At 72.6% G+C, this 26,788-nt stretch carries 23 protein-coding genes and 1 pseudogene; 9 read left to right on the top strand and 15 right to left on the bottom strand.

The features are described 5' to 3' along the window. On the bottom strand, positions 1 to 164 hold a 164-nt coding region (locus tag ACWDEN_RS41955), incomplete at its 3' end, for a CBS domain-containing protein (RefSeq protein ID WP_450863203.1). Between the two features lie 189 nt (positions 165 to 353). Here ACWDEN_RS41955 and ACWDEN_RS41950 point away from each other — a divergent pair. After that, a complete protein-coding gene (locus ACWDEN_RS41950; protein ID WP_351621727.1) occupies positions 354 to 1,259 on the top strand; it encodes a universal stress protein in 906 nt (301 codons plus the stop codon). Between the two features lie 51 nt (positions 1,260 to 1,310). Continuing rightward, positions 1,311 to 2,153 carry a universal stress protein gene (locus ACWDEN_RS41945; protein ID WP_450863198.1) on the top strand — a complete coding sequence of 281 codons (843 nt, stop codon included), beginning with the start codon at positions 1,311 to 1,313 and terminating at the stop codon, positions 2,151 to 2,153. A gap of 45 nt (positions 2,154 to 2,198) precedes the next feature. Here the strand turns inward: ACWDEN_RS41945 and ACWDEN_RS41940 are convergent, their stop codons facing one another. Both ACWDEN_RS41940 and ACWDEN_RS41935 read right to left on the bottom strand, forming a co-directional pair. Further along, positions 2,199 to 2,771, bottom strand: a complete 573-nt coding sequence (locus tag ACWDEN_RS41940; RefSeq protein WP_450863196.1) for an Rv1733c family protein — start codon at positions 2,769 to 2,771, stop codon at positions 2,199 to 2,201. Between the two features lie 11 nt (positions 2,772 to 2,782). Next, the gene (locus ACWDEN_RS41935; protein ID WP_450863194.1) at positions 2,783 to 3,169 is read right to left on the bottom strand and encodes an STAS domain-containing protein; all 387 of its coding nucleotides are present in this window, start codon (positions 3,167 to 3,169) and stop codon (positions 2,783 to 2,785) included. 251 nt (positions 3,170 to 3,420) lie between these two features. On the opposite strand from ACWDEN_RS41935, the gene ACWDEN_RS41930 reads away from it, so the two are divergent. Together ACWDEN_RS41930 and ACWDEN_RS41925 are read left to right on the top strand one after the other, a co-directional pair. After that, on the top strand, positions 3,421 to 4,491 hold the full coding sequence (locus tag ACWDEN_RS41930) for a zinc-dependent alcohol dehydrogenase family protein (protein WP_450863192.1): 1,071 nt from the start codon (positions 3,421 to 3,423) through the stop codon (positions 4,489 to 4,491). A 74-nt stretch (positions 4,492 to 4,565) separates the two neighbouring features. Further along, the gene (locus tag ACWDEN_RS41925) at positions 4,566 to 5,039 is read left to right on the top strand and encodes a pyridoxamine 5'-phosphate oxidase family protein (RefSeq protein WP_450863190.1); all 474 of its coding nucleotides are present in this window, start codon (positions 4,566 to 4,568) and stop codon (positions 5,037 to 5,039) included. A gap of 67 nt (positions 5,040 to 5,106) precedes the next feature. On the opposite strand, the pseudogene ACWDEN_RS41920 reads toward ACWDEN_RS41925, so the two are convergent. Further along, positions 5,107 to 5,470, bottom strand: a pseudogene (locus tag ACWDEN_RS41920) (PEP/pyruvate-binding domain-containing protein); the annotation flags it as partial. 196 nt (positions 5,471 to 5,666) lie between these two features. On the opposite strand from ACWDEN_RS41920, the gene ACWDEN_RS41915 reads away from it, so the two are divergent. The 3 genes from ACWDEN_RS41915 (at position 5,667) to ACWDEN_RS41905 (ending at position 8,870) form a co-directional block, all read left to right on the top strand. Next, on the top strand, positions 5,667 to 7,385 hold the full coding sequence (locus tag ACWDEN_RS41915) for a GAF domain-containing protein (protein ID WP_450863188.1): 1,719 nt from the start codon (positions 5,667 to 5,669) through the stop codon (positions 7,383 to 7,385). Positions 7,386 to 7,529: 144 nt separating this feature from the next. After that, positions 7,530 to 8,231, top strand: coding sequence for a CBS domain-containing protein (locus ACWDEN_RS41910; protein ID WP_450863201.1), 702 nt, complete (start codon positions 7,530 to 7,532; stop codon positions 8,229 to 8,231). Positions 8,232 to 8,267: 36 nt separating this feature from the next. Continuing rightward, positions 8,268 to 8,870: an Rv1733c family protein gene (locus ACWDEN_RS41905; protein WP_450863186.1), complete on the top strand. Its 603-nt coding sequence runs from the start codon at positions 8,268 to 8,270 to the stop codon at positions 8,868 to 8,870. Positions 8,871 to 8,970: 100 nt separating this feature from the next. Here the strand turns inward: ACWDEN_RS41905 and ACWDEN_RS41900 are convergent, their stop codons facing one another. The 4 genes from ACWDEN_RS41900 to ACWDEN_RS41885 all read right to left on the bottom strand — a co-directional run bounded on the left by ACWDEN_RS41900 (position 8,971) and on the right by ACWDEN_RS41885 (position 13,784). After that, complete coding sequence (locus ACWDEN_RS41900) at positions 8,971 to 9,624, bottom strand: CBS domain-containing protein (RefSeq protein WP_450863184.1); 654 nt, start codon at positions 9,622 to 9,624, stop codon at positions 8,971 to 8,973. A gap of 24 nt (positions 9,625 to 9,648) precedes the next feature. Then, positions 9,649 to 10,107, bottom strand: a complete 459-nt coding sequence (locus tag ACWDEN_RS41895; protein ID WP_351621753.1) for a cyclic nucleotide-binding domain-containing protein — start codon at positions 10,105 to 10,107, stop codon at positions 9,649 to 9,651. A 192-nt stretch (positions 10,108 to 10,299) separates the two neighbouring features. Next, entirely contained in the window at positions 10,300 to 10,815 is a 516-nt protein-coding gene (locus tag ACWDEN_RS41890) for a DUF2231 domain-containing protein (protein WP_351621756.1), read from the bottom strand. A gap of 176 nt (positions 10,816 to 10,991) precedes the next feature. Further along, a complete protein-coding gene (locus ACWDEN_RS41885) occupies positions 10,992 to 13,784 on the bottom strand; it encodes a SpoIIE family protein phosphatase (RefSeq protein ID WP_450863182.1) in 2,793 nt (930 codons plus the stop codon). 225 nt (positions 13,785 to 14,009) lie between these two features. Here ACWDEN_RS41885 and purU point away from each other — a divergent pair, with 225 nt between their 5' ends. Together purU and ACWDEN_RS41875 are read left to right on the top strand one after the other, a co-directional pair. Then, positions 14,010 to 14,882 carry a formyltetrahydrofolate deformylase gene (gene purU / locus ACWDEN_RS41880; RefSeq protein WP_351621759.1) on the top strand — a complete coding sequence of 291 codons (873 nt, stop codon included), beginning with the start codon at positions 14,010 to 14,012 and terminating at the stop codon, positions 14,880 to 14,882. 123 nt (positions 14,883 to 15,005) lie between these two features. Beyond that, positions 15,006 to 15,803 (top strand): IclR family transcriptional regulator, encoded by a 798-nt coding sequence (locus tag ACWDEN_RS41875; protein WP_450863180.1) that lies wholly within the window; start codon positions 15,006 to 15,008, stop codon positions 15,801 to 15,803. A gap of 82 nt (positions 15,804 to 15,885) precedes the next feature. Here ACWDEN_RS41875 and ACWDEN_RS41870 read toward each other — a convergent pair whose 3' ends face one another. From ACWDEN_RS41870 to ACWDEN_RS41840, 7 genes are all read right to left on the bottom strand, one after another. Then, positions 15,886 to 16,488: a sarcosine oxidase subunit gamma gene (locus ACWDEN_RS41870; RefSeq protein ID WP_351618003.1), complete on the bottom strand. Its 603-nt coding sequence runs from the start codon at positions 16,486 to 16,488 to the stop codon at positions 15,886 to 15,888. Further along, a complete protein-coding gene (locus ACWDEN_RS41865) occupies positions 16,481 to 19,753 on the bottom strand; it encodes a sarcosine oxidase subunit delta family protein (RefSeq protein ID WP_450863177.1) in 3,273 nt (1,090 codons plus the stop codon). The genes ACWDEN_RS41870 and ACWDEN_RS41865 overlap by 8 nt, the downstream gene beginning before the upstream one ends. A 21-nt stretch (positions 19,754 to 19,774) precedes the next feature. Beyond that, complete coding sequence (locus ACWDEN_RS41860; RefSeq protein WP_351618009.1) at positions 19,775 to 21,007, bottom strand: sarcosine oxidase subunit beta family protein; 1,233 nt, start codon at positions 21,005 to 21,007, stop codon at positions 19,775 to 19,777. Further along, positions 21,004 to 22,287 (bottom strand): serine hydroxymethyltransferase, encoded by a 1,284-nt coding sequence (gene glyA, locus ACWDEN_RS41855; protein ID WP_351618012.1) that lies wholly within the window; start codon positions 22,285 to 22,287, stop codon positions 21,004 to 21,006. Before glyA ends, ACWDEN_RS41860 begins: the two co-directional genes overlap by 4 nt. Beyond that, on the bottom strand, positions 22,284 to 23,144 hold the full coding sequence (locus tag ACWDEN_RS41850; RefSeq protein WP_351618015.1) for a bifunctional methylenetetrahydrofolate dehydrogenase/methenyltetrahydrofolate cyclohydrolase: 861 nt from the start codon (positions 23,142 to 23,144) through the stop codon (positions 22,284 to 22,286). The genes glyA and ACWDEN_RS41850 overlap by 4 nt, the downstream gene beginning before the upstream one ends. A gap of 22 nt (positions 23,145 to 23,166) precedes the next feature. Continuing rightward, a complete protein-coding gene (locus tag ACWDEN_RS41845) occupies positions 23,167 to 25,605 on the bottom strand; it encodes a GcvT family protein (protein ID WP_351618018.1) in 2,439 nt (812 codons plus the stop codon). A 207-nt stretch (positions 25,606 to 25,812) separates the two neighbouring features. Further along, complete coding sequence (locus ACWDEN_RS41840; protein WP_351618021.1) at positions 25,813 to 26,778, bottom strand: ABC transporter substrate-binding protein; 966 nt, start codon at positions 26,776 to 26,778, stop codon at positions 25,813 to 25,815. Positions 26,779 to 26,788 lie beyond the last annotated feature (10 nt).

Genomic DNA, 26,788 nt, shown 5'->3' with positions numbered 1-26,788 from the left:
TCGGAGACCACGCCGACCACCCGGCCCTCGCCCTCGATCACGGGCAGGGCGCTGACCTGCCAGTCCTGCATCAGCTGCACGATCTCCTTGAAGGGGGCACGACGGCCGACGACCGCGACCGTCCGGGTCATGACGTCGCAGACGATGTGCGGGGTGCCGTACATGGTGACCTCCGTACGGTCCTGGCGGCGGCCGGTCCGTTCCCAGCATGTGCCGGTGCCGAAGAACCGGCCAGGGGCCACCGGTCCTCGGGGTGGGCCGGTCGGCCCCGCATGGGGACCTGCGGCCCTTCGCCCCGCGAACGCGGCGGCACCACGCTGGAACTGGATCCCTCGACCCGGGAGGTGGAGACGATGCCCCGAACGGTCACGGCAGGCCTCGACGGCTCGTCCGAGAGCCGGGCCGCCGCCGAATGGGCGGCGCGCGAGGCAGCGTTGCGCGGTCTGCCGCTGAAGATCGTTCACGTCTGGAAGCCGGTGCCCGACCCCGTGACCCAGGCCCCGCTGCTCGGCGGCGAGGCCCAGCAGCACTGGACCGAGGAGGTTACCCGTGAGGCCGCCGAAGGGCTGCGGCTGCGCCATCCCGGCGTCGAGGTGGTCACCGACCGGGTCACCGGGGAACCGGCCCACGCCCTGACCGAGGCGGCGGACGCCGCCGAGCTGATGGTGCTGGGCTCGCGCGGCTTCGGCGGGATCGCGGGCTTCATGGTCGGCTCGGTCAGCCTGGCGGTGCTCGCCCACGCCGAGCGTCCCGTGGTACTGGTCCGGGCCGGGGAGCAGGCCGCCGACGAACACAAGCCGGACCCCGCGGGTGTACCGTCCGCCGCGACCCCCTTCCGGCCCGTCGTGCTCGGCCTCGACATCGGCACCCCCGACGAGACGCTGCTCGGATTCGCCTTCGAGGCGGCCGCCCGGCGCGGCGCGTCCCTGCGGGTCGTGCACGCCTGGAGCGAACCGCCCACCTCCTTCTACCGCTTCTACGGGGACGCCGAGCTCTACGACGACATCGCCCGCGGGCAGGCCAAGGCCCTGACCGAGCTGCTGCGCTCCTGGCGGCAGAGGTTCCCGGACGTGGAAGTGATCGAGGCGAGCCGGTGCGGCAGCGCCGCGCAGGTTCTCGTCGACGCCTCCCGTGAGGCCTCCCTGGTCGTCGTGGGCCGGCGCGTCCGCACCAGCCCGCTCGGCATCCACATCGGCCACGTCGCGCATGCCGTGCTGCACCACGTCGTGGGCCCGGTCGCCGTGGTTCCGCACGACTGATCCCCTTGATCCCCCTGATCCCCCTGATCCCCCGAGGGAGCGGTGAACTCGATGGAGCTTCCGGTCGTCGTCGGCGTCGACGGTTCCGAGCCCAGCCTGCGGGCCGTCGACTGGGCGGCCGACGAGGCCGCCCTGCGCGGGGCCCCGCTCCGGCTGGTGTACGCCTCCCTCTGGGAGCGCTACGAAGGCGCCCTGCTCGCACAGGAACTCGACAAGCCGCTGGAGGAGGTGATGGCCCGGGATGTCCTCGGTACGGCGGAGGAGCGCGCCCGACGCCGCCGGCCGGAGCTGAAGGTCACCACCGATGTGCTGCCCGAGGAGCCGGAGTACGGGCTCGTACGGGAGAGCAGCACCGCCCTCGCGCTGGTGCTGGGCTGTCGTGGCCGCAGCGGCATGGCCGAGGCGCTGCTGGGGTCCGTCAGCCTCGCGGTCGCCGGGCACGCGCACTGCCCCGTGATCGTGCTGCGCGGCACCCACGACAGCCAGGCCCGCACCGGGATCCGGGGCCGGATCGCGCTGGGGGTGGGTGAGAAGCCGGCCGGCTCGGCCGCCGTACGGTTCGCCGTCGAGGAGGCCGTCCTGCGCGGGGTGCCCCTGGAAGCCGTACGGGCCTGGCGGTGCCCCGCGCACGCGACCCCGCATTCCCAGAGGCGGCAGGCCCTCGGGGTGCTGGAGGAGGCTTTGCGGGACGTGCCGGCCGAGCTGAAGGCGGACCGCCGCACCGTCGAGGGCCACGCCCGCGACGCCCTGATCGCCGTGTCCCGCGAGTCCGACCTGCTCGTCGTCGGCGCCCGGCGCAGGCACGGTCCCTTCGGCCTCCAGCTCAGCCGCGTCGCCCACGGGGTGCTGCACCACGCGGCCTGCCCTGTGGCCGTCGTCCCCGAACACGCCTGAGGGAACGCCGGACGGATGGCGAGACCCGTGCGGCGGCGGTGCGGATCAGCCCGTCCGGTGGCCCCAGCGGGGTTCGACCAGGTCCCACTCCCGGTCCCAGCGGGCCATGCGCCGCCGGTCGAGCCACACCCTTGCGAGCGCTCCGGCCCCGTAGACCGGGGCGGCGACGGCCAGGCCGGCCGCCGCACCGAAGAGACCGGCCTCGATCGCGCCCTCGGTGGGGTTCACCGGCTTCGCGGGGGTGAGACCGCCGTGGTCGTCCTGCCAGACCACCACCCGCGCACCCGCCCCGAGACCGCTGTCGACCAGCGTGTCTCCGGTGCGGGAAGTACCGTCCGGTGCGGTCCAGCGCACCGTCGCCCGGACCAGTCCGCCCGCCGGCCAGGCGGCCGTGGTGCCGTGCGGTGCGTCGGTGAGGAGCACGGCACGGACGGGATGCCGGTGGGCGCGCTGAGCCGCGAACACATCTGCGGCAGCGCGTGCCGTCAGCAGACCCGCGACGGCCCCGCCGACCACGACCGCGAGCCAGACGGCCAGGACGAGCCAGGCCTCCACGACGTCCCCGCGTCGCCGCAGCGGATTGCTCCGCCAACGCCACAGCCCGGGCCTCGCGTTCATCGCGCCGGTCCTCACGGGGGCCCCGGCAGCGGCAGGGGGAGTCGCGTGTGCACCTCGAAGACGTCCCCCAGTCCCGTGACCCGCAGGATGCGCCGGAACTCCGCACTCTCGGTGATCAGCCGCAGCCGGCCCTGCCGGGCCAGCGTCCGGTTGCGTGCGCGGCACAGGACCCCGAGTCCGATGCAGTCGATGAACGTGACCGGCCGCAGGTCGAGCACCAGGTCGGGCCGGGGGGAGGTGGTGAGCGCGTCGAGCCGGCGCGACAGCGCGGGGGCGGTCAGCACATCGATCTCGCCGTGCAGGGCCACGACGGTCGCTCCGCCGGCCACGCGATCGGCCGCGAGCACTTCCGGTGCGGTGTGGTGCTCCGCCGCGCGGGCCGCGTCGTTCTCGGACATGGCACGAGCGAACCGGGCGTGCCGGGCGGGGGACTAGGGCCATCCGGCCCCTGTCGCCGGTCCGTACGGGGCACCCCTCGTCCTCGCGACGGGCGCGGCCCCGATCGGCACCGTCCGGCCGCGGGGCGAGGGCCGGACGGCCCAAGCGGCACCGGTCCCCCGCTGGGGAAGCTGGACGTGCGGGCGGTCCCGGCGCCGTGCCGGAACCACGATCCCGCGGCGGAGTCGACGAAGAGCGACAGGGAGCTGCCATGAAGGGCTTCGTGTTCCACGGTCCGGGGCAGGCGTCCTGGCAGGACGTCCCGGACCCCGCCGTCAAGGAACCCACCGACGCCATCGTCAAGGTCGGCGCCGTGACCATCTGCGGGACGGACCTGCACATCCTCAAGGGCGATGTCCCCGAGGTCCGCTCCGGCACGGTGCTCGGGCACGAGGCGGTCGGCGAGATCGTCGAGGTCGGCAGCGACGTGCGCACCGTACGGCCGGGGGACCGGGTGCTGATGTCCTGCATCACCTCGTGCGGCCGGTGCCGCTTCTGCAGGGACGGCTCGTACGGCCAGTGCCGGGGCGGCGGAGGCTGGATCCTCGGCCATCTCGTCGACGGCACCCAGGCCGAGTACGTCCGCGTCCCCTACGCCGACCTGTCCGTGCATCCGCTGCCCGCCGCCGTGCCCAGTGAGGAGGCCGTCCTGCTCGCGGACATCTTCCCGACGTCGTACGAGGTCGGTGTCCTCAACGGGCATGTGCGGCCCGGCGACACCGTCGCCATCGTCGGCGCCGGGCCCATCGGACTCGCGGCCGTCGCGACGGCGCGACTGTTCGCCCCGGAACGGATCATCTCGGTCGACATGGCTCCGGCCCGGCTGGAGGCCGCCCGGCGGCTCGGCGCCGACGCCGTGGCCGACGCCCGCGAGGAACCCGGCCAGCTGGTCGCCGATCTGACCGACGGTCTCGGCGCGGACGTGGTCATGGAGGCGGTCGGCGTCCCGGAGAGCTTCGAGCTGTGCACCCGCATGGTCCGCCCCGGCGGGCACGTGGCCAACATCGGCGTGCACGGCAGGCCCGCGACACTGCACCTCGAAGACCTCTGGATCAGGAACGTGACCATCACGACCGGCCTCGTGGACACCTCCTCCACGCCCACCCTGCTGCGGATGGCCGCCGCCGGCCGGCTGCCGACCGGGCAACTGGTCACCCACACCTTGCCGCTGGACCACATGGAGGAGGCCTACGACGTCTTCTCCCGGGCCACCGAGACCGGCGCGCTCAAGATCGTGCTCGGCGGGGAGCAGCACGCGGAAGTGGCCGTTCCCGCGGCCTGACGGAGACGCCGCCGGGCGATCCGGGCCGCCGCCTGGCCGCCCGGCGCGCCCAACTCGGCCTGTCGCGAAGGGAGGTGGCCGCCCGCACCGGCATGGCCGTCACCTACCTCGGGTATCTGGAGGAGCATCCCGGTGCCGCCCCGGGCCCCGGCCCCCTGACCAGGCCGGCCCAGGCGCTGCAGACCACGGTGACCGAGCTGACACCGGACGAGTGCCGGGCGTTGCTCGGCTCGCACGGGGTGGGCCGACTGGTCGTGCCCACGGATACGGGCCCGGTGATCGTGCCCGTCAACTACAGCTTCGCCGAGGGTGCGTTCGTCTTCCGGACCGCCCTCGGCGCGACACCGTCCCTCGCGGCCGGCCAGGCAGTGGCCCTCGAGGTCGACGGCATCGACGACACGTTCAGCCAGGGCTGGAGCGTCCTGATCCGCGGCAGTGCGCGGTCGGTGACGGACCCGCAGGAGCAGCGGAGGTTCACCGGGCAGGCGTACAGCGCCCCTTGGGCGGCGTGCGTGACCTGTGGGTGCGTGTCGAACCCCGCACGGTGACGGGGCGCCGGACCACGGTCTGACGGGTCCGACGGTCCGAGAGCGCCGCTCGCCGAGGAACATGTTCCGGGGAGCGCGTGAAGGCGACGCCGCTGCCGGAGTCGGGGCCGAGGTCGTCCGGGATGTGCTCGCGCCGCCGGTACGGGCGGGCGCGCTCGGCGTTCCAGGACCGGAACACGGCGAGGACGGCCTGCTGGAGCGGCTCCAGGGTCATGGCCTCGTCGAACCGGACCGGGGCGACGCCCTCACCGTGCTGCCGTCGTCACGGCCTCCCGCGCCGAAAGGTCCGGGAGAGCTCCGCCGGCAGGCCGTCCGGCTCCTCGCCGGTGGCGAGGAGGGCGCGGCAGGCCTCGGTGGTGACGGTGAAACCGGGCGGCACCGGCAGGCCCAGCCGGGTCGTCTCGGCCAGGTTGGCGCTTGCCGTCGAGCAGGCCGGCCGGGTCGCGGCCGCCGTCCTGGAAGTCCCGCCGGGCGGGCCGATCGGCCCCACGGCGCCGGTGCGGGGCTCGGCGGGCGCGGGCCGGCGGACCGGTTCGCGGATCCCGTGCCCACCTGGCCCGGGAGGCGCTACGGTGTGGGAAGACCCATCGGTTCCGGGCCATGTGCTGATGGGGACTGGAGGACGTGGTGACCGATTCGGAGGAGCCGCGCGTACGACTGCCGCAGCTGAAGCTCGACGAGCTGCTGGAGGAGCTGCAGGCCCGGATCAGCGCAGCCCGCGGCACACAGGATCGCGTGCAAGGTCTGCTGGAGGCGGTCCTCTCCGTCGGCCGGGAGCTCGACCTGGAGCAGGTCCTGCACTCCATCGTGGAGGCGGCCGCGGTGGTCGTGAACGCCGGGTACGCCGCCCTCGGTGTCATCGGACCGGACGGCACGCGCCTGTCCGCCTTCCACACGGTGGGCGTCACCGAGGAGCAGATCGCCGCGATCGGCCCCTTTCCGGAAGGGCACGGCATCCTCGGCGAGCTGATCCGGCACCCGCAGCCGCTCCGACTCGGCAAGATCTCCGCACATGCGTCCTCCTACGGCTTCCCCCCGGGCCACCCGCCGATGAACAGCTTCCTCGGCGTCCCGATCCGGGTCCGCGACCAGGTCTTCGGCAACCTCTACCTGACCGAGAAGCGCGGCGGGCGGGAGTTCGACGAGGAGGACGAGTCGGTGCTGTCCACGCTGGCCGTGGCCGCCGGCGTGGCGATCGACAACGCCCGCCTGTACGAGGACTCCCGGCTGCGCGAGCGCTGGCAGCGGGCGAACGCGGAGATCAGCCACAGCCTGATGTCCGGCATCGACCGGGCCGAGTCGCTGAACCTGATCGCCGAGCGGGCCAGGGAGATCTCGGGCTCGGCCCTGGCGGCGGTCGCCATGCCCATGGAGGGCACGAAGTCGCTCACCGTGGAGATCGCCGTCGGAGTCGACGCGGAGGCGCACCGGGGACTGGTGCTGCCCATGGACGCGAGCCTCATGGGGCTGGCATACACCGCGACCGCCCCGGTCACCAGTGACGACGTGGTCCACGATGCGCGGATCACCCCCGAACCGCCGCGCTTCGAGGGGCTCGGACCCGCGGTGGCCGTCCCGATCGGCACGGGCGAGAACGGGGTGCGTGGCGTGGTGCTGGTGGCCCGCGAGGGCGGCCGGCCGGCGTTCCTCCGTAAGGAGACCGAGTTGCTGCAGGGGTTCGCCGCCCAGGCCGCGATCGCGATGGAGCTCGCCGACCGCAGGCACGACGCCCAGCAGATCGCGTTGCTGGAGGACCGTGACCGCATCGCCCGGGACCTGCACGACCTCGCCATCCAGCGGCTGTTCGCCACCGGGATGACCCTGCAGAGCGCGGGCCGTTTCATCGAACATGCCGAGGCCGCCGAGCGGGTGCGGCGGGCCGTGGACGACCTCGACGAGACCATCAAGATCATCAGGTCGACGATCTTCGGACTGCGGGCGCGCACGGGCACCGCCGGCAGCGGCCTGCGGGCGAGGGTCGTCCGGACGGTCGGCGAGGCCGCCCCCGTGCTGGGCTTCGCCCCCAGCGTGCGCATGGAAGGCCTGGTCGACACCGATGTGCCGCTGGAGATCGCCGACCACGTGGTGGCCGTGCTGACCGAGGCCCTCACCAACATCGCCCGGCACGCCCACGCCAACCGGACCCAGGTGGTCCTGATCGCCGACGGCCGCGAGGTGCGCCTGCGGGTCGCGGACAACGGCGTGGGCATCCCTTCCGGCGGCCGGCGCAGCGGGCTGCTCAACATGGCCGAACGGGCGGACAGCCTCGGCGGGCGGCTGGAGGTGACCAGCCCCGAGGGAGGCGGTTCGGCACTGGACTGGTACGTCCCGCTGCCCGCCGAGTAGGCCGCGCCGTCCTCGGTTCCCTCGCCGCGGAGCGCGCAGGGCCGACGGGGCAGGGGATCGGGACCACTCGGCCCATGTCACGAACGGCTCCGCCGCCGCAGCCTGAAGGTGTCCGAAGACGGCACCCACGCCCTGGAGGACGCCATGAACGGCACTCCGGCCCTGGTGAACGACGTGATGACCCACCGGGTCGTGGCCCTGCGCGCAGGGGCGGCCTTCAAGGACATCGTGAACGTCATGCGCGACTGGCAGGTCAGCGCCCTGCCGGTGCTGGACGATGCCGGCCGTGTCGTCGGTGTCGTCTCCGAGGGCGATCTGCTGGCCAAGCAGGAGTACCAGGACGGTGACATCGGCCGGTACGGTCAGATGAGCCACCCCGCCGAGGTCCGCAAGGCGGACGCGGTGACCGCGGCCGAGCTGATGACCTCGCCGGCCGTCACCGTGGCAGCGGACGCCACGCTCGCCCATGCCGCGCGCCTCATGGCCCGCGCCCGGGTCAAGCGGCTGCCCGTCGTCGGCCGTGACCTCGCTCTCCGTGGCATCGTCAGCCGCTCGGACCTGCTGAAGGTGTTTCTGCGGGACGACGAGGACATCGCCGAGGAGGTCCGGCACGAGGTCGTCGTACGCCTCTTCGGCCCGCGCGCCGTCACCGTCCGGGTGGAGGTGTGCGACGGTGTCGTCACGCTGGCCGGCCGGGTCCGTGAGACGGCCCTGATACCGCTCGCCGCCCGGCTCGCACGGGCCGTGGCGGGTGTGGTGGATGTGCGCTGCGCACTGGCCGGACCGCCCCGCCGTCCTGACCTCGACCCCGACCTCCCCGAGGCCGGCAGCGTGCGCACGCCCTGACAGACGACGTCGGGCCCACGACAGGAGGCGGCGACGATGACGCGGACACCTCCCACGACGGCCACCCGGGTACGGCTCTGGCGCTGGCGCCGCAATCCGCTCAGGCGGCACAGCGACGTCGTCGAGGGCTGGATCGTGCTCGCGGCCTGGCTGTTCACCCTGGTCGGCGGAGCCCTCGCGGGCACGGTGGCGGCCCAGATCACCGACGCGGCGTTCGCGGCGCGGGCGGCCCGGGCCCATGCCGTGTCCGCCGTGCTCACCGACGATGCGGCGAAGACGCCCGCCACCGCCGGTGGATACGACGACGGCCGCGTGCCGGCCACCGTGCGCTGGACGGACCCGGACGGCTCCGTGCACACGGGCCGGACCCAGATCTACCCGGCAGCCCCGGCGGGCACCCCGGTGGCCGTGTGGGCGGATCGCGCCGGCCATCTGGTGTCGGCACCGGTCACCGGCGAGGCGGCGAGCGTGCAGGCGGCCCTGACCGGCGCCCTCGTGGCGGTACCGGCCGGTGCGGCCGTCTGGACCGTGGGGTGGGTGGTCCGCTCCCGGCTCGTGCGGCGGCGCATGGCCGAATGGGACGAGGAGTGGCGGCAGATCGGGCCGGAGTGGGGGAACCTCAGCGGCGGGCGGGGCTGAACACGGGCAGCTGAGGCCACATTTGTCGTCTTGTCGTCAAAAGGTTCGGCTCGTCACCGAGTTCGTCGTCCTGTCGTCACCCGGCCGTCACTCGCGGCCGTCACTCGGCACCGGCCACGGTGAGCCGGCAGTCCACGCCCACGACACCCTCCACGCCGCGCGCCATGCGTGCGGCGAGCTGAATCCGCGCGGGGTCCTGCACCCGCCCGGTCAGGGTCGCGACGCCATCGGTGACCACGACATGGACCGGTTCCACCGGGGCCGGGAAGAGCGGGTCGACGACATCGCGCCGGATCTCGTCGGCCAGGTCGTCGTCCGGCCGCAGGAACACCTTCAGCAGGTCCCCGCGGCTGACCACGCCTTCCAGCACGCCCTCCGCGTTCACCACGGGCAGGCGCTTGACGTGCCGCAGCGCCATGATGCGCGCGGCCTCGGCCAGCGCGGCGTCGGCGTGCACGGTGACCGCCGGGGTGCTCATCAGCTCCTCGGCGCACACGGCCCCCGCCTTGGCCAGGTCCGGCAGCCGGCGCAGCTGCGTGAACCGGTCCGGATCGCTGTCCCGGAACTCCTCCTTGGGCAGCAGATCGGCCTCGGACACCACGCCGACCACCCGTCCGTCGCCCTCCAGCACGGGCAGGGCGCTGACCTCCCAATGCTCCATGCGCTCGACGATCTCCTTGAAGGGAGCCTTGCGGCCCACGGCGACGACGGCTCGCGTCATCACGTCACTCACCCGGTGCGGGCTGCTGTCCATCGCGCTCTCCTCACAGGACCAGGGTCACGTCGGACTGCCGCTGCCGTAGGGGGCGTAGAGGTCGAGCAGCCGGACCCGGGAGGCATGCAGCCGTTGGGCGACCACGCGCCCCAGCCAGACGGCGATCGCCCGCCCGAGTTCCGGGTCCTCCGCGCACTTCGCCCGCACGGCCCCGGCGTCGAACTCCCAGGCCCGCACGGGGCTGATGGCCTCGGCGCCCAGGTGCCAGAGGTACGGCGGGAAGTGCCAGGACCAGCCGACCAGTTCGCCGTGACCGAGGGTCTCGATGACGGCGGGCCGACGGCCCGGTACGTGCAGGTCGAGGGCGACGGTGCCGGTGCGCACGATCCAGAACCGGTCGGCGTGCCGGCCCTCCTCGAACAGGCGGGTCCCTGCCTCGAAGGAGATGTCGTGGGCCAGGCGCATCAGCTGTTCGCGGTGCAATGGCTCAAGAGCCGCACTCATGGTGGTGGTGGAGGTCATCGCACCGGCTCCCTTCGTGGCTTCTGCTCCCAGCGTGGGCCCGTGCGGCCGGGGGCGCCACGGGCCACTCGGGCCGGGCCGGGGGTCCTTCGGCCCCGAGCGCACACCACGAGAACCGGCGGCCCGCCAGGGACGCCGAGGGCCCCGGCGCGGAACTCCGCGCCGGGGCCCTGTCGAGCGGTGGGTGCCTGATCAGTCGCCGTGGCCCTTGGACCCCGTCGCCGTCTTGGAGTAGGCGTCGTGCCAGGCGGCCTTCGCTCCGGAGTCGCCGATCCGGTAGACGTCCACGACCGCTCCCACCGCGACGGCCAGCGAGAGCACGCCGACGACGATCCGTACCGGCAGGGCGGACCAGCGCGTGCCGCGGCCCTGTCCAGGCTCGGCGGGAGCGCGCCGCCCCGCCCACCACACGACCGCCGCCAGCGCGAACAGACCCAGGGCCCACGGCAGCAGTCCGTCACCCAGCTCGGTGTGCCGGCGTACCAGGGGGTCATCGCCCACGTGCCGTTCGAGCCACTCGCCGGCGTGTGTGGTCAGCGGCACGCCGGCCAGTGCCACGAAGGCGAGCACCGGGAGCAGGACGCCCAGCCGCCGGGCGGCGCGCGGCCAGAGCGCGGCCGTCACCAGGGCCAGCGCGGTGAGGGGTATCAACACGACGACCACGTGGACGAACAGGACATGGGCGGGCAGACCGTTGATCAGAGTCATCCGGAGGCTCCTGAGGGGGGTGTGGGCGCGCGCCAGCCTTACACAGCCACCTCTCAGTCAGCTCTGAGCCGCTGGAACCCGGGAGAAGGCACCGCGACCGGTGTGTCCTCGCGGCGGTGGACGGCGGTGAGGCAACGGCTGCCCGGCGTGCCGCTCCTCCCCGACGACGGAGATGCTCAGAAGGCGGACTCGTCCCACTGGTCCAGCGCGGCGTCGCCCATGGCTTCAAGCCCGCCCTCGGCGGCCTCCAGTGCCTGTTCGCACCAGATGACCTTGCCTCGAGCGGTGTACCGGACTCCCCAGCGGCGGGCGAACTGGGCGACGAGGAACAGGCCGCGGCCGCCCTCGTCGGTGGTGGCCGCGCGGCGCATGTGCGGTGATGTGCTGCTGCCGTCGGCGACTTCGCAGATCAGACTGTCCCGGTCGAGCAGCAGACGGAGCCGGATGGGCTCGCCGCCGTAGCGGATGGCGTTGGTGACCAGTTCGCTGAGGATGAGCTCGGTCGTGTAGGAGATCTCGTCCAGACCCCAGGACTCAAGGCGGCGGGCGCAGGCGGCGCGCAGGGGAGCGATGGCGGCGGGCTCGGAGGGCACGTCCCAGTCGGCGACCCGGTCCGGGTCCGTGAGCCGGGTGCGGGCGACCAGGAGGGCGATGTCGTCGCTGGGACGGTCGGGCAGCAGGGCGTCGAGCGCGGCCTGACAGTCCTGTTCCGGTGTCCGGTCGGGCTCGGCCAGGGCACCGGCGAGGAGCCGGAGGCCGGTGTCGAGGTCCCGGTCGCGGTTCTCGACGAGTCCGTCGGAGTAGAGAGCGAGCCGGGAGCCCTCGGCCAGGTGCAGTTCGGCGGTCTCGACGGGCAGGCCGGCGCAGAGGCCGAGCGGCGGGGAGACAGGAACGTCGGGGAACGTGACCGTGCCGTCCGGGCTGACGAGGGCGGGTCCGGGATGACCGGCCCGGGCGATGCAGCAGCGGCCGGAGACGGGATCGTAGACCGCGAACAGGCAGGTGGCGCCGGTGATGCCGGCGCCCTCCTGCCCGGCGGCCTCGGTCTCGTCGATCTGCGCGACCAGTTCGTCCAGGTGGCTCAGGAGTTCGTCGGGGGGCAGATCGAGGGCGCAGAAGTTGTGGACCACGGTGCGCAGGCGGCCCATGGTCGCGGCGGCGTGCAGTCCGTGGCCGACGACATCGCCGACGACGAGGGCGACCCGGGTCCCGGGCAGGGGGATGACGTCGAACCAGTCCCCGCTCACCGTCGCCTGGGCGGGGAGGTAGCGGTAGGCCACGTCCAGGGCCGACTGCTCGGGCAGGGCACGCGGCAACAGGCTGCGCTGCAGGGTGGCCGCCATGGTGTGTTCACGGGTGTAGCGGCGGGCGTTGTCGATCGCGACCGCCGCACGGGCCGCCAGTTCCTCGGCGACGGCCAGATCCTCCTCCGTGAAGGGATCCTGGTCCGCGCGCCAGAAGTCGGCCACTCCCAACGCGATGCCGCGGGCCTGCAGCGGCACGGTGACCAGCGAGCGGATGCCGACGTCCAGCATGCGCCGCGCCCGCTGGGGATCCTGCGCCTGCCAGCTTCGCGTCGCCAGCAGATCGCGCTCGAGCACGGCATGGCCACGGCGCAGCCCCTGCGCCTGCGGCATCTCCGGCAGCCAGGTGATCACCTCATCCACCCGGTACAGCGGATGGCCGTCGTGGACGCCGCGTACGGCCGTACGGTGCATGGTGAGGCTCGTACCGTCGGGTTCCTCACCCCGGCGCACCGCCTCCAGCAGCGCGACGGTGGCGAAGTCCGCGAACCGGGGCACGGCGATCTCGGTCAGTTCCTCCGCCGTGCGCACCACGTCGAGTGTGGTACCGATCCGCACCCCGGCGTCGTAGAGCAGTTGCAGGCGTTCCCGCGCGATCCGGGCACGGCCGGCCAGCTCGCGCAGCTCGGTGGTGTCCCGCAGGGTCGCCACGCTGCCGCCCGGCCCGCCGTGCGGGGCGGTCGGGCGCACGTTGACCGCGAGCAGCCGCTCCCCCGCCAGGATCACCTCGTCGCTGACGGTCCGGTCCGAGGCGAGCAGTGCCGCGGCGCTCGGGGACAGACCGAGCTCGGTGATGCGCCTGCCCGTCGCGTCCGGGGGCAGCTCCAGCAGTCGGCTCGCCTCGTCGTTGGCCAGCTCCAGCCGCCCCTTGCCGTCGAGGACGAGCACGCCTTCGCGGACCGAGTGCAGGACCGCGTCGTGGTGCTCGTACATCCGCGTCATCTCGGCCGGTTCCAGACCGTGCGTCTGCCGTCGCAGTCGCCGGCTCACCAGGGCCGACCCGCCCGCGACCAGCACCAGCCCGGCGGCCGCGGATCCGAAGAGCAGCGGCAGCTGTTTCATCACCATGCGGTCCACCCGCTGGACCGAGATGCCGACGGAGACCAGTCCGACGACCTTGCCGTTCGCGTCGGTGACCGGGACCATCGTGTCCACGGCCCGGCCCACTCCGGGCGTGTTGTACGTGGCCTGGTGCACCTTGCCCGCCAGCGCGTCGGCGAAGGAGCCGACGACGCGCCTGCCGATGAGGTGCGGGTCGGGGTGGGTCCAGCGGATGCCGGCCGGGCTGAAGGCGATGACGTAGTTGACCCTGGCCAGCTTCCGGGCCTCCTCCGCGCGCGGCTGCAGCAGTGCGCTGGGGTCGGTGGACTTCATGGCGGCCGCCGTCCCCGGGGCGTGCGCGAAGGTCTCGGCGCCGACGAGTGAGCGGTCCCGGGCCATCTGCAGGCTGGAGCTGCGGGCCTGCAGCACCAGGGCCACCACCGCGGCGACGACGAGCAGCAGCACGACCCCCACCTGGAGGATGAGGACCTGGCCGGCGATGCTGTGCGCGTTCAGGACCGAGGGCAGCCGCGCCGGCGGCCGCTGCGGGGCGTGCCCCTGGTCCCTGGGCCCCGCCGCCTGTGCGGTGCCTGGCCTTCGGGTCGCACGCCGTTGCATGGCCATACCTCCAGTATGGGTGGCTGCCCGCAGGACCTGTCCGAACCGGACGCCGGACGGCGCGTCCACCTGCCGGAAGGCCGAGCGGCGGGTGCACAGGCGGAAGGTTTGTTGCGTATGGCGCATCTTCTCGCGCCTTTAAGAACAAGCCTCTTGACCGGCCGCCACCCACACCGGACGATGTTGCGTATCACTCTTATCGTTGCGCATTGCGCACTAACGGAGGATGCCATGACCCCTCGCCCGCAGCCCGGCCGCGAGTTCGTCCTCACCCTCTCGTGCCCCGACCGGGCCGGCCTCGTCCACGCGGTCACCAGCTTTCTCGTGAACCAATCAGGAAACATCCTGGAGAGCCAGCAGTTCGACGACCGCCTCCAGGACCGCTTCTTCATGCGGGTGCACTTCGAGGTCTCGCATCCGGACACGTCGCTGGAGCGGCTGCGTACCGGCTTCGGCCCGGTCGCCGACGCGTACCGGATCACCTGGCAGCTGCGCGACGCCTCGACACCGACCCGCGCGCTGATCATGGTGTCGAAGTTCGGCCACTGCCTGAACGACCTGCTCTTCCGCCAGTCCACGGGCTCGCTCCACATCGAGATCCCGGCGATCGTCTCCAACCACCGCGACTTCGAGCCGCTGGCCCGCAACTACGGCATCCCCTTCCACCACATCCCGGTGAGCCGGGAGACCAAGGCCGAGGCCGAGGCCCGGCTGCTGGAGCTCGTCGCCGAGCTCGACGTCGACCTGGTGGTGCTCGCCCGCTACATGCAGATCCTCTCGGACGACCTGTGCAAGCGGCTCGACGGCCGGGCCATCAACATCCACCACTCCTTCCTGCCGAGCTTCAAGGGCGCCCGGCCGTACGTGCAGGCGCACCGGCGCGGCGTCAAGCTCGTCGGAGCCACCGCGCACTACGTCACCCCCGACCTCGACGAGGGCCCGATCATCGAGCAGGACGTCGTTCGCGTGGACCACTCCCACGCTCCGGACCAGCTGGTCGCCATGGGCCGCGATGTGGAGGCCCGGGTCCTGTCGCGCGCCGTGCAGTGGCACAGCGAGAGCCGCGTGCTGACCAACGGCAACTGCACGGTCGTCTTCCGCTGACCCCGTGGTTCGCGGGGCCTCCGAGAACACCGCCGACGACGGCTCCCCCGGCCGGGGAGCCGTCGTATACCCTCCCCCTACGCAGCACGGGGCCAAGCGGCCGACACTGCGTATAGTTGCGCTATGAGCAACCATGTTGCAGATGGCGAAACAACGGCTCCGGCGGTGAACGGCGTGCAGTCCGTCGACCGTGCCGTCAGCGTCCTGGAGATCCTCGCCCAGCGCGGGGAGGCGGGTGTCAGCGAGGTCGCCGCCGAGATCGACGTCCACAAGTCGACCGCGTTCCGGCTGCTCGGGGCGCTGGAGGCGCGCGGCCTGGTCGAGCAGACGGCCGAGCGCGGCAAGTACCGGCTCGGCTTCGGGATCGTGCGCCTGGCCGGCGCGGTCACGGGGCGCCTCGACATCACGCAGCTGGGCCGGGAGGTGTGCGAGCGGCTCAGCGAGGAGATCGGCGAGACCGTCAACATCGCCGTCCTGCAGGAGCACTACGCCGTCAACCTCTACCAGGTGCGCGGCCCGGGCGCCGTCGGCACCCACAACTGGGTCGGGCAGCTCACCCCGGTGCACGCCACGTCCAGCGGCAAGATCCTGCTCGCGCACCTGCCGGCGAAGGCGTGCGCCGAGGTGCTCGCGGCCTGCGGACTGCACAAGCTCACGCCGCACACCCTGACCGCGAAGGCGAAGCTGGAGAAGAACCTCACCGAGGCGCGGGAACGCGGGTACGCGGTGACGCTGGAGGAGCTCGAGATCGGACTGCACGCCATGGCGGCGCCGGTCCGCTCCCACCACGGCGAGGTCGTCGCCGCCCTCAGCGCCTCCGGCCCCGCCTACCGCTTCACCGAGGAGCGCATGCACGAGCTGGCGCCCCTGCTGCTCAAGGGCGCGGAGGAGATCAGCCACCGGATGGGGTACGTGGGCTGAGTCCGTGTGGACCGGCGGTGCCGGGCCGACCGTTCGCGTCGGCCCGGCACCGCCGGTCAGCTCTGCCGCCCTGCCGGGCCGCTCACCGGTATTCGACGGCCGCGTCCAGCAGCCAGTCCGCCAGGTAGCCGGCGAAGGAGGAGCGCACCAGCACCCAGAAGCCGGCCCGGGGTTCGTCGCGGGCCACCAGGACGACCTGGGTGCGGGCCAGTGTGGTCTGGGCGCAGCGGCCGGGGCCGAAGGCGCGCGGGTGCAGGTCCAGCGCGCAGCCGTGGGCCAGCAGGTCGCGGGCGCGGGGTCCGCCGACCAGGAGGGTGGTGCGCTGTGCGGAGACGTCGGTGACGGAGACGGGTTCGTCACCGGCAGCCGCACGGATCCGGCTCTCCAGGTCCCGCTCGGTGCCGCGCAGGCCCACCACGAGCCATTCGTCGGGGCCGAGCCACACCGCGGTCAGGTGCCCCGCGTGCACGACGGTGTTGGGCTGCAGGGGCAGTGGGAGTCCCAGGGCCAGTCCGACGGCGTCCGCCGCCGGACCCTTGGCGTCGAGGCGGACGTTCACCTGGGCCAGGAAGGGGAGTTCGGCCAGCCGGATCGCGCCCCGGGAGGAGCGCGTCGCGGCGGCCAGGCGGTGGGCGGCGTCGGCCAGGGGGCTGCGCTGCCGTGCGGTCAGGGCGGTGTCAGCCATCGCGGCGGGCTCCCTCGGGGTCGTAGAGGACGGGGGCGGCGACGGTCACCGGGACCAGGTGGTCGCCGACGGGTGCGTAGAGGCGGTCGCCGATGCGGTCCCGGCCGCCCTTGACCAGGGCGAGCGCGAAGGTCCGGCCGAGCGCCGCGCTGCGGTAGCTGGAGGTGACATGGCCGAGCATCGGCACCGGCGGGGCGGGCAGTTCGCTGTCGGCGACCAGGTGCGTGCCTTCCGGGAGGAAGGCGGCCGGGTCCTCGGGGAGGAGCCCGACGAGGTGCTTGCGGTCGGGGCGGACGGTGTCGGCGCGGGCGTAGGAGCGTTTGCCGACGAAGTCGGGCTTCTTCTTCGACACCGCCCAGCCCATGCCGAGGTCCTGCGGGGTGACCGTGCCGTCGGTGTCCTGGCCGACGATCGGGTAGCCCTTCTCGGCCCGCAGGACGTGCATGGTCTCGGTGCCGTACGGGGTGATGCCGTACGGCGCACCGGCCTCGTACAGCGCCTCCCACAGGGCGAGGGCGTCCCACGGTGACACGTTGATCTCGTAGGCGAGTTCGCCGGAGAAGCTGATCCGGCACACGCGCGCGTCGATGCCGGCGACGGCCGTCTCCCGCCACGCCATGAAGGGGAAGTCCTCATTTCTCACGGCCAGTTGGGGCGCGACGGCGCCGAGCACCGCACGCGAGCGAGGGCCGACCAGGGCCACCGTGGCCCACTGCTCGGTGACCGAGGTGCAGCGGACCCGCAGTTCGGGCCACTCGGTCTGCAGCCACTCCTCCATCCAGTCCAGGACGGCCGCCGCGTTGCCGGTCGTGGTGGTGACCAGGAAGCGGTCCTGGGCGAGCCGGATGACCGTGCCGTCGTCGAAGACCATCCCGTCCAGGCGGCACATCACGCCGTAGCGGATCATGCCGACCTTCAGGGTGCCCATCATGTTGGTGTAGAGCCGGTCGAGGAAGAGTGCCGCGTCCGGGCCCTGTACGTCGATCTTGCCCAGCGTGGAGGCGTCCATGAAGGCCACGCCCTCGCGGGCGGCGCGGCACTCGCGCAGCACGGCGGTCTCCATGTCCTCGCCGTCCTGCGGGTAGTACCAGGGCCGCTTCCACTGGCCGACGTTCTCGAACAGCGCGCCGTGCGTCACATGCCACTGGTGCAGGGCCGTCGTGCGGACCGGGTCGCTCAGCGCGCCGCGGTCGCGCCCGGCGAGGGCGGCGAAGGAGACCGGGGTGTACGGCGGCCGGAAGGTGGGCAGGCCGAGCGCCGAGATGTCCACGCCGAGGAGTTCGGCGACGACCCCGCTCGCCAGCACGCCGGCCGTCCTGCCCTGGTCGCCCCCGGTGCCGGCGGTGGTGTAGCGCTTGGTGTGCTCCACCGAGCGCAGGCCCGCGCCGGTGGCCCGCGCCAGGTCGTCCACCGTGACGTCGCGCTGGAGGTCGACGAAACGGGGGGCGCCGGTGTCGGTGGGGACGGTGAAGACCTGCATGGGCGGGGTGTGCGGCTGGGCGGCCGTGGCCGGGAGGGCGGGCGCCCCGGCCGGGTAGCCCTCCGCCTCGACTGCTCGGGCGCCGGCCGCCGCGCCTTGTGCGAGGACCGTGGCGAGGTCGAAGGCGCCGTTCGCGCTGCCCGCGACCTCCACCGCCTGACGGCCGGTGCCGGGCACGAACGCGCCGAGCGCGTCGTCGTGGCGGAGCTTGCCGCCCGACTGGCTGAACAGGTGCGCGACCGGGTTCCAGCCGCCGGAGACCAGGAGCAGGTCGACGGCGAACTCCCGCTGTCCGGGGGACTGCCGGTCTCGGGCGGTCTCCCCGTACGGGGCCGCCGTCACGGCGGTGAGCCGGTCCGCGCCCTCCGTGCCGGTGACCGCGTGCCCGGCGAGCACCTCGATCCCGGCGGACCGGGCCCGCTCGGCCCACTCCCCCGGCTCGGGCCGGGTGTCGACGATCGCGGCGATGTCCGCGCCCGCCGCCGCCAGGTCGAGCGCGGCGGCGTAGGCGCTGTCGTTGGTGGTGAACACGACCGCGTGCCGGCCCGGCAGCACGGCGTACCGGTGCAGGTACGTCCGGGCCGAGGACGCCAGCATCACGCCGGGCCGGTCGTTGTCACCGAACGCCAGCGAACGCTCGTGGGCGCCGGTGGCGAGGACCACGCGCCGGGCACGGATCCGCCAGACACGCTCGCGGGAGACGTTCGCCGGGGCATCCGCGCCGAGGTGGTGGGTGCGGCGTTCGACGGCGAGGAGGTGGTTGTCGTCGTAGTGGCCGAAGACGGTGGTGCGGCGCAGGACGCGCACCTCGGGGGCCGCTTCGAGCCGTGCGCGCGTCGCCTCGACCCAGTCGAGGTGCTCGCCGGTGCCGAGCAGGCTGCCGCCGGGCTCCGGCTGGTCGTCGGCGAGGATGACGCGTGCACCGGAGTGCGCTGCCGCCGCCGCTGCGGCCAGGCCGGCCGGGCCCGCGCCGACGACCAGCAGGTCGCAGTGGGCGTGTACGGCGTCGTAGCGGGCGGGGTCGGGCTCGGTGGCGAGCCGGCCCTGGCCGGGGAGGCTGCTCGCGACCAGGCCCTCGTACAGCTCGACGGTCGTGGCGGGGAGCATCGGCTCGGGGAAGGGTGCCTCGATCTGCACGACCGCGTTGGGTTCCTCCACGCCGGCCGAGAAGATGCCTCGGGGTCGGCCCAGTCTGATGCTGGTGGCGGCCTGGATGACGCCGTTGGCGAGGAGGGCGGAGGCGAGGGTGTCGCCCCGGTAGCCCTGGTATTCGGTGCCGTCGAACGTGAAGGTGAGGGGGGTGCCGCGGTCGATTCGGCCGCCGGTGGGGGTGCGGAAGGGATGGTCGCCCCCGCCGCCCCTACCCGTCCCATCCTCCAGGGGCTCTGCCCCTTCGACCCCGCCAGGGGGCTCCGCCCCCTGGACCCCCGTCGGCCCTGAACGGGCCTCGTCCTCAAACTCCCCCAGAGGGGGTACCCCCAGACAGGCTGGTTGCTCCGGACGGGGCTCCAGCGTCTCCGGGCGCGTCTCCCCCACCCGGTACACCGCCAGGATCTCGTTCGTCGCCGTGTCCCGCACCGCGTTGAACCACCGGCGGCAGCCCGCCGCATGGCTCCACCGCTCGGCGAACGGGCCCTTGGGATTGTCGCGGAAGAACAGATAGCGCGCCCACTCCTCGTCGGTGAGGGCGGCGGGGTCCTCGGGGTAGGGGACGTGGGCCTGGCCACCGTAGTGGAACTCTGCCTCGTCACGGGGCCCGCACCACGGGCAGGGGATGAGCAGCATGGTTCGGCTCCTCTCGTGGTCCTAGTGGGCCACCGCGGCGGCGCCGTGCTCGTCGACGAGCGCGCCGGTGGTGAAACGGTCGAGCGAGAAGGGGGCGTTCAGTGCGTGCGGGGTGTCCTGGGCGATGGTGTGGGCGTAGACCCAGCCGACACCCGGGGTGGCCTTGAAACCGCCCGTCCCCCAGCCGCAGTTGAGGTAGAGGTTGTCGACCGGGGTGAGGCCGACGATGGGCGAGGCGTCGGGGCTGACGTCGACGATGCCGCCCCAGGTACGCAGCACGTGGGCGCGGGCGAACACCGGGAACAGCTCCAGGGCGGCCGACATCTGCTCTTCGATGATGTGGAAGGCGCCGCGCTGGGTGTAGGAGTTGTACGCGTCGATGCCGGCGCCCATCACCAGTTCGCCCTTGTGCGCCTGGCTGACGTACACGTGGACGGCGTTGGACATCACCACGGTCGGGTGCACCGGCTCGAGCAGTTCGGAGACGAGTGCCTGCAACGGGTGGCTCTGCAGGGGGAGTTCGATGCCCGCCATGGCGGCAAGGACCGAGGTGTGGCCGGCCGAGCACAGGGCCACCTTGCCCGCGGCGATCGGGCCGAGCGTGGTCTGCACGCCGACCACCCGGCCGCCGACCACGTCCAGGCCGGTGACCTCGCAGTTCTGGATGATGTCGATGCCGGCTGCGTCCGCGGAGCGGGCGAAGCCCCAGGCCACGTAGTCGTGCTTGGCGATGCCGGCGCGCGGCTGGTAGGTCCCGCCGAGGACCGGGTAGCGCACCTCGGGTGAGGTGTTGACGATCGGACAGACCTCTTTGACCTGCTCGGCGTCCAGCCACTCGGCGTCCACGCCGTTCAGGCGGTTCGCCTCGACGCGGCGGACGCTGTCGCGGACGTCCTGGAGACTGTGGGCGAGGTTCAGGACGCCGCGCTGGGAGAAGAGGATCGGGTAGTCGAGCTCCTCCTCCAGCCCCTCCCACAGCTTCAACGCGTGCTCATAGATGCCCGCGCTCTCGTCCCACAGGTAGTTGGAGCGGATGATCGTGGTGTTGCGGGCCATGTTGCCGCCCGCGAGCCAGCCCTTCTCCAGCACCGCGACGTTGGTGATGCCGTGGTTCTTCGCCAGGTAGTGGGCGGTGGCCAGGCCGTGTCCGCCGCCGCCCACGATCACGACGTCGTACGACCGCTTGGGCTCGGGGGTGCGCCAGAGCCAGTCCGGGTGGTCGGGCAGGTCGGCGCCGGGGGTGCGGGGGCTCATCGGGCGTCTCCGTCGTGCGAGAGGTGCGGGTAGAGCGGGTGCCTGGCGGCCAGCGCCTCGGTGCGGGCGCGCAGTGCGGGCACGTCGGGCTCGGGCTGGAGGGCGAGCGCGATCACGTCGGCGACCTCGGTGAAGTCCGCCTCGGTGAAGCCCCGGGTGGCCAGGGCGGGGGTGCCGATGCGCAGGCCGGAGGTGACCATGGGCGGGCGCGGGTCGAAGGGGACGGCGTTGCGGTTGACGGTGATGCCGATCTCGTGCAGCAGGTCCTCGGCCCGCTTTCCGTCGAGTTCGGAGTCGCGCAGGTCGACGAGGACGAGGTGGACGTCGGTGCCGCCCGTCAGCACCTTCACTCCGGCGGCGGCCGCGTCGGGCCGGGTGAGGCGTTCGGCGAGGATGCGGGAGCCGGCCAGGGTGCGGGCCTGGCGTTCGGCGAACTCGGGCGAGGCCGCGACCTTGAAGGAGACCGCCTTGGCCGCGATGACGTGCTCCAGCGGGCCGCCCTGCATGCCCGGGAAGACCGCCGAGTTGATCTTCTTGGCGAGGTCGGCGTCGTTGGTGAGGATGACTCCGCCACGGGGACCGCCGAGCGTCTTGTGCGTGGTGGTGGTGACCACGTGCGCGTGCGGGACGGGGCTGGGGTGCAGTCCGGCGGCGACCAGGCCCGCGAAGTGCGCCATGTCGACCATGAGGAGGGCACCGACCTCGTCGGCGATACGGCGGAAGGCCGCGAAGTCCAGCTGCCTGGGATATGCCGACCAGCCCGCGATGATCATCTTGGGGCGGTGCTCCTTGGCGAGCCGCTCCACCTCGTCCATGTCCACGAGGTGGTCCGTCCCGGAGACGTGGTAGGGCACGGCGTCGAGCATCTTGCCGCTGTAGTTGATGCGCATGCCGTGGGTGAGGTGGCCGCCGTGCGCGAGGTCGAGGCCGAGAATCGTGTCGCCGGGCCGGAGGAGGGCGAAGAACACGGCGGTGTTCGCCTGGGCGCCCGAGTGCGGCTGGACGTTGGCGTAGGCGGCTCCGAAGAGGGACTTGACCCGCTCGATGGCCAGGCGCTCGGTGACGTCGACGTGTTCGCAGCCGCCGTAGTAGCGGCGGCCGGGATAGCCCTCGGCGTACTTGTTGGTCGCGACCGAGCCCTGTGCCTCCATCACGGCGGTGGGCGCGAAGTTCTCGGAGGCGATCATCTCCAGGGTGGACTGCTGGCGGAGGAGCTCGGCGCGGAGGGCTTCGTGGACCTCGGGGTCCAGCTCCGCCAGGGGCGTGTTCAGGGCGTTCATACGGCGGTCGCGTTCCTCTCGGCGGCCTCGACGACGTTGGCGAGCAGCATGGCTCGGGTCATGGGTCCCACTCCCCCGGGCATCGGCGCGAGCCATCCGGCGACCTCTGCGGCCTCCGGGTGGACGTCGCCGACGAGCCCGTGCCCGGTGCGGGTGATGCCGACGTCCAGGACGGCCGCGCCGGGGCGCAGCATGTCCTTGGTGATGAGTCCGGGCGAGCCGGCCGCCGCGACGACGATGTCCGCCTCGCGTACGTGCCAGGCCAGGCCCTTGGTTCCGGTGTGGCAGAGGGTGACGGTGGCGTTCTCGGAGCGGCGGGTGAGCAGCAGTCCGATCGGCCGTCCTACGGTGATGCCCCGGCCGACCACGCACACGCGCGCTCCGGCCAGCGGGACGTCGTACCGCCGCAGCAGTTCCACGATGCCGCGCGGGGTGCAGGGCAACGGGGCGTCGACGCCGAGGACGAGCCGGCCGAGGTTGACCGGGTGCAGGCCGTCGGCGTCCTTGGCCGGGTCCATGCGGGCGAGGACGGCGTTGGTGTCCAGGTGGCGCGGGAGCGGGAGCTGGACGATGTAGCCGGTGCAGGCGGGGTCGGCGTTCAGTTCGTCGATGACGTCCTCGACCTGCCGCTGGGTGGCGTCGGCGGGCAGCTCGCGGCGCAGGGAGGCGATCCCGGCCTGCGCGCAGTCGCGGTGCTTGCCGGCGACGTAGGCCTGGCTGCCGGGGTCGTCGCCGACGAGCACGGTGCCCAGGCCCGGCTGCCGTCCGGTGGTCGCGGTCAACTTGGCTACGCGCTCGGCGAGTTCATGGCGGACGGCGGCGGCGGTGGCCTTGCCGTCGAGGAGGTGTGCGGTCACCGGCGGAGCTCCTTCCCGAGGGCTAGCCACGGAGGCGGGACATGGTCGGGTCGAACAACGGCTCCTCGGCGACGACGGCCTGCACGCGCTGGTCGAAGTAGCCGATGTGCACCGTCGTACCGGGCTCGGCCAGTTCCGCCGGGAGCCAGGCGTAGGCGATGCCCTTGCCGATCGTGTAGCCGTACGCGGCACTGGTGACATAGCCGACGGCACGGTCACCGTCGTACACCGGCTCCTTGCCCATGACGACCGCCCGCGGGTCGTCGATGGTGAGGCAGCTCAGCCTGCGCCGCACGTTGGTCCTGCGCCGCTCCAGCGCTTCCCTGCCGATGAAGTCGCCCTTGTCGAGCTTGACGGCGAAGCCGACGCCGGCCTCGTAGGGGTCGTGTTCGTAGGTCATGTCGGTGCCGAAGGAGCGGTAGCCCTTCTCCAGCCGGAGGCTGTTGAAGGCGCCGCGGCCGGCGATGATCCCGCCCAGCGGCTCGGCCGCGGCCCACAGGGTGTCCCACAGCTTCAGGCCCTGGTCGGCGGTGGTGTACAGCTCCCAGCCGAGCTCGCCGACGTACGACAGTCGCATCGCGGTGACCGGGACGCTGCCGATGTGGGCGTGCTGGGCGCGGAAGTACTTCAGGCCCCCGTTGGAGAAGTCCGCGTCGGTGAGGGGCTGCAGCACCTCGCGGGCGAGCGGGCCCCACAGGCCGATGCAGCAGGTGCCGGCGGTGATGTCGCGGACCTGGACCGTGCCGTCGGCGGGCAGGTGGCGGGTGAACCAGTCGAGGTCCAGGTTGCCGTTGGCGCCGACCTGGAAGCGGTCGCGGGCGAGGCGGGCCACGGTGATGTCGCTGCGGATGCCGCCGTCGTGGTCCAGGAGCAGCGTGTACGTCACCGAGCCGACGGACTTGGCGACCTTGCCGGTGACCAGGCCCTCCAGGAAGCCGGCGGCTCCGGGGCCGCTGACCTCCAGGCGCTTGAGGGCCGTCATGTCGTACATCGCGACGGTCTCCCGGGTGACCTGGGCCTCGGCGCCGACGACGGGCGACCAGTAGCGGGCGGCCCAGTCGTTGGGGGTGGGGATGGCGCGGCCTTCGGCCAGGCCCGCGTTGGCCTCGTACCACTGGGGCCGTTCCCAGCCGTTCGCCTCGAGGAAGAACGCGCCGTGTTCCTGCTGCCGGGCGTAGAAGGGGCTGGTGCGGATCGGGCGCGGCTTCCCGGACGGCTGGAGGGGGTGGAGGATGTCGTAGACCTCGACGAAGTTCTGGCAGTCGCGGGCCAGGACGTACTCCGGGGACAGCTGGTGCGGCTCGAAGCGGTTGACGTCGCACTCGTGCAGGTCGAAGGAGGAGCAGTGGCCGTCGACCAGCCATTCGGCGACGGCCCGGCCGACGCCCGCGGAGTGGGTGACCCAGACCGCCTCGGCGACCCAGAAGCCCTTGACGTCCGGGGACTCGCCGAGCAGCGGGTAGCCGTCGGTGGTGAAGGAGAACAGGCCGTTGATGCCCTCCTCGACCTTGGCCTCGCGGGTCGCGGGCAGCAGGGACTGCGTCTCGGTCCAGGCGTCCTCGAAGTCCTCCTCGGTGAACTTCAGGACCGAGGGCATCTGCTCGGCCTCGTCCACGGAGAGGATGTCGTCGGCGGAGACCGGCATGGGGCGGTGGCCGTAGTAGCCGATGCCGAGGCCGTCGAAGCGGTCGCGGTAGTAGAGGTCGGCGTCCTGGTGGCGCAGGATCGGGCGGACCGCCTCCTCGGTCTGGCCGGCGAGCGCGGGGACCGGGCCGGTCCAGGCGAGCTGGTGGGCGAGCGGGGTGAGCGGCAGGTTCATGCCGACCATGCGGGCGATCTTCGGCCCCCAGATGCCGGCGCAGCACACGACGATGTCGGCTTCGATCTCGCCCTGGTCGGTCACCACGCCGGTGACGCGGCCCTCGCTCTGCCGGACGTCGAGGACCTCGTGCCGGGCGAGGAAGCGCACGCCGCGCTCGGTGGCCCGGCGGATCTGGGCCTCGACGGCGAGGACGGCCTTGGCGAGGCCGTCGGTGGGGACCAGGAGGCCGCCCAGGATCTTGTCGCGGTCGACCAGCGGGTGCTTGTCCACGCACTCGTCCGGGGTCAGCAGGCGCGCCTCGATGCCCCAGGCGGTGATCCAGCCGTGGCGGCGGTGGAGTTCGGCGAGGCGCTCGGGGCTGGTCGCCACCTCGAGGCCGCCGACCTGGAGGAAGCAGGGCCTGCCGTCCACCTCGAGGGAGCAGAACTTCTCGACCGTGTACCGGGCCAGCTCCGTCATGGTCTTCGAGGGGTTGGTCTGGAAGACCAGGCCCGGGGCGTGCGAGCTGGAGCCCCCGGTGGCCGGGAGGGGGCCCTGGTCGACCACGGTCACCTCGGTCCAGCCGCGTGCGGAGATCTCGTCCGCCAGCGCGGCTCCCACGACGCCCGCTCCGATGATGACCACTCGGGGTCCCGCCATCGCCCAACCTCCGAACTTGAGACCGGTTCAGTTGCTTGTTGCGCAACTTGATTCAGGCTGCGCAACTCAATGTGCCTGTCGCCATGGAGGGTGTCAAGGGGTCGGTGACGTCGGGAAACGGCCCGGAACACGGCAATGCCCGGCGGGCGGTGCGCACGGGTGCACACCGCCCGCCGGGCGTCCTCGGCCGGCGTTCCCGACCCCCTGCTACTTCAGCCAGGCGGCGACCTTGTCGCGGTTGGCGTCGACCCACTTCCTGGCCGCCGCGTCGTCCGACATCTTGTCCACGGCGATGTACTTGGCCACGGTGTTCTGGTCGTCGTTCGTCCAGTTGAACTTCTTCACCAGGTTGTAGGCGGGGCTGCCGGACTTGGCGAACCGCGCACTGACGATCTTGTCCAGGTCGTAGACGGGATAGTCACAGGCGACCTTCGCCGCGTCGGCGTCGCAGCCCTTGGTGTACGTGGGCAGGTTGACCTTCACGAGCGGCACTTCCGACATGAACCACTGCGGTTCGTAGAAGTAGCCGATCATCCATTGCTTGTTCTTCTCGGCGGTGCGGAACGCCTGGATGAGCGCCGTCTCGCTGCCCGCGTACACCACCTTGAAGTTCAGCTTGAGGTTCTTCACCAGGGCGGCGTCGTTGGTGACGTACGACGGGTCGCCGTCGAGCAACTGGCCCTTGCCGCCCGACTCGGAGGTCTTGAATTTGTCGGCGTACTTGTTGAGGTTCTTCCAGTCGGTGATGTCCGGATGGGCCTTGGCCAGCCACGGCGGCACGAACCAGCCGATGACGCCCTTGTTGCCCGTGGACCCCGCTTCGACGGCGGTCTTCTGCCCGGCGATGTACTTCGTCTTCAGATCGTCGTGGCCCCAGTTCTCCAGGACGGCGTCGACCTCACCGGTCCCGAAGCCCTGCCAGGCGATCTCCTCCTTCAGATCCTTCTTCTGGACCGTACAGCCGAGGTCGTGCTGCGCCACGTACGCGACGACCGCCGCGTCCGCCTCGTAGCCGACCCACGGGTTGACGGCCAGGTTGAAGGTGCCGCACTTGCCGCCCGAGGACTTCGCGCCCGCGGAGGTGCTGTCGCCGACCTTCGCGCCCGAGCAGGCCGTGAGGGTGAGGCCGAGGACGGCCAGGCCGGCCGCGCCGGCTCGCCAGTGTCTTGCCATGGTGTCGTGC

This window comes from Streptomyces sp. NPDC001153 (genome assembly GCF_053598315.1).
The sequence above is the reverse complement of the archived record's forward strand: the minus strand, read 5'-3'. Positions and strand labels throughout refer to the sequence as shown.